General features: G+C 42.7%; 7 protein-coding genes. All 7 read right to left on the reverse strand.

Translation table 11 applies throughout. The features are described from left to right. Nucleotides 1–106 (reverse strand): Tar ligand binding domain-containing protein (locus PSF16_RS16125; protein ID WP_272689673.1); only part of this gene is annotated, 106 nt, incomplete at its 3' end. A 111-nt stretch (nt 107–217) separates the two neighbouring features. Next, complete coding sequence (gene cheW / locus PSF16_RS16130) at nt 218–715, reverse strand: chemotaxis protein CheW (RefSeq protein WP_272689669.1); 498 nt, start codon at nt 713–715, stop codon at nt 218–220. A gap of 16 nt (nt 716–731) precedes the next feature. After that, nucleotides 732–2,936 (reverse strand): chemotaxis protein CheA, encoded by a 2,205-nt coding sequence (gene cheA / locus PSF16_RS16135; protein ID WP_272689670.1) that lies wholly within the window; start codon nt 2,934–2,936, stop codon nt 732–734. A gap of 92 nt (nt 2,937–3,028) precedes the next feature. Then, complete coding sequence (gene motB, locus PSF16_RS16140) at nt 3,029–3,964, reverse strand: flagellar motor protein MotB (RefSeq protein WP_272689671.1); 936 nt, start codon at nt 3,962–3,964, stop codon at nt 3,029–3,031. Nucleotides 3,965–3,970: 6 nt separating this feature from the next. Further along, nucleotides 3,971–4,858: a flagellar motor stator protein MotA gene (gene motA, locus PSF16_RS16145; protein WP_272689672.1), complete on the reverse strand. Its 888-nt coding sequence runs from the start codon at nt 4,856–4,858 to the stop codon at nt 3,971–3,973. Nucleotides 4,859–4,954: 96 nt separating this feature from the next. Further along, nucleotides 4,955–5,545, reverse strand: a complete 591-nt coding sequence (gene flhC / locus PSF16_RS16150) for a flagellar transcriptional regulator FlhC (RefSeq protein ID WP_006657487.1) — start codon at nt 5,543–5,545, stop codon at nt 4,955–4,957. Beyond that, entirely contained in the window at nt 5,542–5,892 is a 351-nt protein-coding gene (gene flhD, locus PSF16_RS16155; RefSeq protein ID WP_006657486.1) for a flagellar transcriptional regulator FlhD, read from the reverse strand. The genes flhC and flhD overlap by 4 nt, the downstream gene beginning before the upstream one ends. Nucleotides 5,893–6,340 lie beyond the last annotated feature (448 nt).

Consider the following 6,340-nt stretch of genomic DNA (forward strand, 5'->3'; position numbering starts at 1 on the left):
TATCCCCGAGTTTGGTAAACATCAAACCACTCGATACCAGCTGCAATAAAATAAATACAAAAATAACGGACAAAAGTCCTGATACGATTTTAATTCGACTGTACATGGTGTTTTACTAACATAGTGTTGTTGTAGTTTGGATATCGGACAGTTGCTCAAAAACTTTAGTTAATCACTTACCATTTTTGAGCAAATTATCAGCGGATTTAACTGCGCATTATTCCGCGATGTTGTCGATTAACGCCATTTCTTCGCTGGTCAATAACTTTTCAATATCAACCAAAATCAACATGCGCTCCCCCACAGTACCTAACCCTGTTAGATACTGAGTCGATAACGTCACAGCGAAATCTGGCGGCGGTGCAATTTGTTCTTCATGTAGAACTAGCACATCAGAAACACCATCAACCACAATACCAACAACGCGATCTTTTAAGTTCACAACAATGACGACGGTATTGTCGTTGTAGACCACATTTTCATGGGAAAACTTAATGCGCAGATCGATGATCGGAATAATGACGCCACGCAGGTTGGTTACGCCTTTAATAAAGTCAGGGGTGTTCGCAATCCGTGTCACTTGCTCATAACCGCGGATTTCTTGCACTTGTAAAATTTCGATGCCGTACTCTTCTTCACCAAGCGTAAAAATGAGGTAGCCTTCGCCATTCTTTTCTTCTTCAAGCTTATTTAAATCGTCATCTAACATAGACATGGTATATAACCTCTATTTAGTGCATTACTGGTTGAGAAACAGGCTGTTTCTTATTAATCAAAATGTTATTGTTCATTCTCTGCAATTCTGCGACGTCTAAAATCAGCGAAACAGAACCATCACCCATGATGGTGGCAGCCGAAATTCCCGGAATTTTGCGATAATTACTTTCGATGTTTTTCACCACGACCTGCTGCTGCCCTACCAGCTTGTCAACCAATAAAGCAAAGCGATGCCCCGCATTTTGGATGATCAGCGCAATACTATTGGCGAGATTTGGTTCGGCGTTTTCGATAGAAAAGACGTGATGCAATTCGACCAGTGGTAAATATTCACCGCGAACGAGCAGCATTTTTTCTTCACCTGCGAGGCGATAGATATCCTCTGGACGTGGCTGTAATGTGCTAATAATCGCGCTAAGTGGCACGATAAACACATCGTCAGAGACTTTGACTGACATACCATCAAGAATGGCTAAGGTTAATGGCAGTAAAATACGAATGATGGTGCCTTTACCTTCCGTGAAACCGATTTGAATGCGCCCACCCATGTCTTGAATGTTTCGTTTAACCACGTCCATTCCGACACCACGGCCCGATACATCAGTCACAACTTCGGCGGTTGAGAAGCCTGGCGCCATGATCAACATCGCAACTTCGTCATTGGTCATGCCATCGTGAACATTAATGCCTTGAGAGCGAGCTTTAGCCAGAATTCGTTCGCGGTTTAGCCCGGCTCCATCATCGCGTACTTCGATGCAAATATTGCCGCTTTGATGCGCCGCAGACAGCGTCAATGTTCCCGCTTCAGGCTTACCATTTGCCAAACGAACTTCTGGTTTTTCAATACCATGATCGAGACTGTTACGGACAAGGTGATTGAGTGGATCGACGATGCGTTCGATAAGGCTCTTGTCTAATTCAGTTGAGCTACCTTCCACTTTCAATTCGATTTTCTTACCCAGTTTAGAGGCAATATCGCGCACCATACGTGGGAAGCGACTGAAGACATAATCCATCGGCATCATACGAATAGACATGACTGACTCTTGTAGAGCCCGTGAGTTACGCTCTAATTGAACGATAGAACTGAGTAAATCTGCATATTCGTTTTGGTCAACTTGTTGGCTATGCTGAGTTAGCATTGACTGGATGATCACCAGTTCGCCCACTAAGTTGATCAGTTGGTCAACTTTTTCAACGGCAACACGGATGCTGCTTGAATCCCCTTTGGGCTTCGCTGCAACTGCTTTTTTAGCGGCAGCGGATGACGGTACAGATGATGGTGCTGGCGCTGTAACAAGTGCCGGTGCCGCAACCGCCACTTTAGGCGATTCAACTGGCTCGGTTGGTGTTTCAACCATTGCCGCCAACTCTTCCACCGTTGCTTCCAGTTCTTCGAGAGTTGCAGCAACTTTACTTTTCTGGTTGCTACCTTGTGTTGCACGCTGGCACTCTTCAAAACTGATTTCGCTATGCTGGATTTGAGACTCATCCACGACGAAACACAGCACGCCACAGATATCGTCGATATCCGTATTGGTTCCTAGCCACGCTTTTAAGCGAGAATCACTTTTTTCAGAGCCAAACAAGCTACCGAATAAGCCTAATTCATCTGCTAATACATCCACTTCCGTTGATTTCAGACCGTTCAACGTAATGATGAAATAGTGAGAGAATTCGTTATTTGTCAATGCGGCATGAGTTTGCATCGCGGTTTCTGAGGAAGACTCATCCGTCGCAGCATCGTCATCTACAACACTGTCATCCACAACATCGTCAGTCTCTTTGGTACTCGCGTTAACAATCGCGGCAACCTCTTCCGAGCCGATCTCGCTGACATCATGTTCAATGCTTTTGAGCACATCACAAATGCGTTTGAATGTCTCATCATCCGGTAATGAGTCATTTTTATAGGCATCTAATTGGGACACCATCACATCTTTTGCATCTAAGAAAACGTCAATAATATCTGGCGTTAATGTCAGCTCATCGTGACGTGCCTTATCGAGCAAGTTTTCTAAGGTATGTGTGGTATTTTGCAGATGAGTGAAACCAAAGGTTGCCGCCCCACCTTTAATTGAGTGGGCACTGCGGAATATGGCATTGAGCTGCTCGCTATCTGGGTCAATAGGATCAAGCTCAAGCAAATGCTGTTCCATATCCCTAAGCAACTCATCGGCTTCATCGAAAAATGTTTGATAAAACTCGGTAATATCCATGCTTTTTATCCAATTTCGCTTAAGTTTCACTTAACACTGACTGCCGGATAAATCCGGCAGTAGTGAGATTCGGGTGATTATGGTTTTTATCATCACTGTTTATCGGGTGACTTTGTCACCTTCACAGTCACGACATCACTGTTTGCCGGTATTGGCACATCTTGTGGGCCTTTTTTCAGCACATCGTTAATCGGTGTTGCGCCATCGTATTCATGTAAAATTTGATTTGTTTCATCTTCATTCAATACGATGATGCTGATCCGCCGGTTGACGGGTGCTAAGCCGTTTTCTTTGTCTAAATGGATGGACGAGGCCATTCCTACTACGCGTAAAACTTTGCGCTCATCCATTCCCCCCATGATCAGCTCACGGCGAGAAGCGTTGGCTCTATCGGATGAGAGTTCCCAGTTGCTGTAATAGGCTTCGCTGGCATACGGCAAGTCATCCGTATGTCCAGAAATACTAATGCGATTCGGAACATCATTGAGTAGTGGTGCAATCGCGCGCAGAATATCGCGCATGTAAGGTTCAACGATGGCAGAGCCTACTTTAAACATAGGGCGATTGGCGCTATCTACGATTTGAATTCGTAAACCATCGTTGATCATGTCAATCAACAAATGGGGTTTTAATTCATTCAAACGAGGGTCTTGTAAAATCGCTTGCTCTAGATTTTCTTTTATTTTTTCAAAGCGATAATTTGCATCACCGGAAATGATGTTATTTGGCTCTGGCATTACATCACCATCACGAAAAATCGGATCTTTTCCACCGCCGGGAATGGGGTTAGTGGCATCTCCGCTTTTCGTTCCTGGATTGATGGCAGTACTGAGCGGAGTACGAAAATACTCCGCTATCTTGGTTAATTCTTTAGGACTGGAGATGGAGATCAGCCACATAACCAGAAAGAATGCCATCATCGCAGTCATAAAATCAGCGTATGCAATTTTCCATGCACCGCCGTGGGCGTGCTGCTGATGACCGCCTTTTTTCTTAACACGAATAATTTGAGGGCCATTGGCTGCCATTAGCGATTACTCCTCAGTGGTTTCTGTTGCGCGATTACCGACTTTGACTTCGCGGACTTTATCTTCCAGCTCAAGGAATGATGGTCTATCGACGCTAAATAAGACTTTACGACCAAACTCAACCGCAATTTGAGGCGCATACCCTTGCAACGAAGAGAGGAAAGTAACTTTAATGCACTCCATCATTTTTAATTGTTCGCTACTGCGCTGACGAATCAAACTAGCCAGTGGTAAAACAAAACCATAAGCCACTAAAATACCGAGGAAAGTTCCTACCATTGCATGTGCAATCAAGGCGCCCAATTCACCCGCAGGTTGGTCTGCAGCTGCTAGCGCATTTACCACCCCTAGAACGGCCGCCACGATCCCAAACGCAGGCATGGATTCGCCCACCATGTTCAAACCGGATGCTGGTACTTCGTTTTCTTGACGGAATGTTTCTAGCTCCTCATCCATTAATGCTTCGATTTCATGCGCTTGCAGGTTACTCGTCACCATTAAACGTAAATAATCCACGATAAACATCATGGCAGTTTGATCTTTGATAATGCGAGGATACTGAGAGAAAATCTCACTCTCTTGCGGATTTTCAATATCTTTTTCGAGTGCAAGTAGGCCTTGTTGGCGAGATTTATTCAAAAGCTGAAATAACAAAGCCATTAAGTCCATTGACATGGCTTTGTTGTAAGAAGAGCGACGGAAGAGTCTTGGTAATACTTTGCATAATGCAACGATGGCTTTACCACTGTTACCCACAACAAATGCGCCTAAACCAGCCCCCAAAATAATGACAAACTCAGCTGGTTGGTACAGCGCGCCAAGATGACCACCGACCATGACATAGCCACCGATAACGGCAGCTGTAACAATGATATATCCGATGAGTATTAACACAGTATTCCCTTTCACTCCGTTGGTTAACAGATGGCAGTCAAAGGGAATATGAGGAAGGACAGGCAATGAAATTGCCTGTAAACCAAATTAATCCAATTACATTACCGCTTTGGTAATGCCATCTTGTCGATATTCCGTAATATCGGCGAGATGCTCGGAAAGTTTACGTTTTTTTATCGCTCGTGATGGTGGCTGGCACAAGCTGCACGTAAAACTATTTTCAGGAATGTGTGCATAGGTGATAAATGAACCACTACAACAATTGCAATCGGAACATTGCAACATGCCACTTTCCACAAAACGCACTAGAGTCCAAGCGCGAGTTAATGCCAAAATCGGCTCATCACCCTCATTTGGTGAACATTGTTCGAGATAAAGTCGATATGCTTTCAGGATGGCATCAACCCCTTCACATTGACCTGTTTTTAGTAAAAATTGGTAGGCGTTATAAAACATGGAAGAATGAATATTTTGTTCCCATGTCATGAACCAATCTGTTGAGAAAGGGAGCATCCCTTTTGGTGGTGGGCAGCCTCTGAGCTCTTTGTATAAACGCACTAGACGTCCACGACTAATTTGAGTTTCGCTTTCTAACATTTGGAGACGAGCCCCAAGAGAAATTAATTCCATTGCCAAACGAATATCATTAGCTTCCTTGACAATACTTTTTTCAGCTACGCTACTCATCTTTTTCTCGCTATATCTGAATCGGACTCATTATGCGTTTGCAATAATCGAGTCGATAGAAGGATACCCGTATGAATTTGTTGCAATTCATCGACTCGAGATTCTCGGGTAAGTTTTTCAATGGTGTCACTATTTTCAAATCTAAACTGGCAGATTAGCTGATTTGTTTCCGCTAATTTAACCAATTGAGGTAATGAAAGTTCTGCTAAAGTGTTTGCCATTGAATCTGAAATCCCGAGTCTAAACATGGCAGTGGCTTTTTCCTGGGAGATAAGCTTTTGAGCTAAAAGCAAATATGAAAGATTAATATCGTATATATGCTTCAGAAAATCAGTGGTAGAGCTCATTTTTTTATACCTTTCGAATAATTATTAACATCTGTATGCACAAAGAACAAATATCAATTTGAGCCAAATGTGTTAGCCAAAATTTTAAATATGAAAATGATTAAAGCTGGATAGCGTAATCCGTTACTATCCCATGAGATCCGTTGAAATACCCAGTTTGGAGTATATGAACACATAGGTTCAAACTTAAATATATTTCCTGATTACCTACAACAATAACGAGTGGCTAAAAATTTAGCATTTTCAGCAAATCTCAGAATATACCGATTTCATTATTAGCCGTTAATTATATACACCACTAAATTAACTATTCAAGACACTTATGTTTCTTTTTGGTCTATCGGGATAATTATCCATCTATATATTAGCAATTCTTTATTACAACTATATCTTAACCCTACTTATCTCAAATATTCGCAACATTTAGATTCACCATAAGCGAAATACT

Source organism: Providencia sp. PROV033, assembly GCF_028484855.1.
Classification (GTDB): Bacteria; Pseudomonadota; Gammaproteobacteria; order Enterobacterales; family Enterobacteriaceae; genus Providencia; species Providencia alcalifaciens.